The sequence below is a fragment of the Pseudoalteromonas sp. MER144-MNA-CIBAN-0113 genome, from assembly GCF_040308965.1.
GTDB classification, from domain to species: Bacteria; Pseudomonadota; Gammaproteobacteria; order Enterobacterales; family Alteromonadaceae; genus Pseudoalteromonas; species Pseudoalteromonas tetraodonis.
Genome location: NZ_JBEOOG010000200.1, coordinates 1 through 548, shown reverse-complemented (window position 1 = coordinate 548; position 548 = coordinate 1). Strand labels below are relative to the sequence as shown.

The following is a 548-nucleotide window of genomic DNA, read 5'->3' as shown; positions in this document are numbered from 1 at the left end:
TCGAGATTGTAAAATAAGAAGTCAGTGCACTAACTCTAAAAAAGACCCTAGGCGAATAAGGCGGTGGGTGCATGAGATTCTGACAGAAGAAATGCTTCAAAAGCTAAAGAATGAACCTGAATTGATGCTTCATCGAAAGCAAACTGTTGAGCACCCCTTTGGCACAATTAAACTCTGGATGGGAGCTACCCACTTACTAACACGAGGTTTAAAAAGCGTGAGTACAGAAATAAGTCTTCATGTTCTGGCTTACAACTTCAGAAGAATGCTCACAATTATGGGAGTTAATGGTCTAAGTAAAGCGATTAGAGTAGCGTTGCTATAGCAGTTTCGCTCGCGCGGAGAAAATTGCAATACTGAGAAAAAATCGATCGCAACCATCCTAGATGGTTTTAAACTAAGAACATACCCAAGACAATTTATTAAAAATTAGTTTTTACACAGTCTGGGCACTTAGCCGAACTTCGGCAAAGTGCCCAGACTGTGTGAAAACTCTGATCACCTTTTGGTCTAAGTATGTTCTGCTTATGATCTATTAATCTATACAT

The 548-nt window shown here is 39.4% G+C and carries 1 protein-coding gene; it reads left to right on the top strand.

Features of this window, described 5'->3' with window-relative positions:
* A partial coding sequence (locus tag AAEY57_RS19400) for a transposase (protein WP_350608594.1) occupies positions 1-325 on the top strand: 325 nt, incomplete at its 5' end.
* Positions 326-548 lie beyond the last annotated feature (223 nt).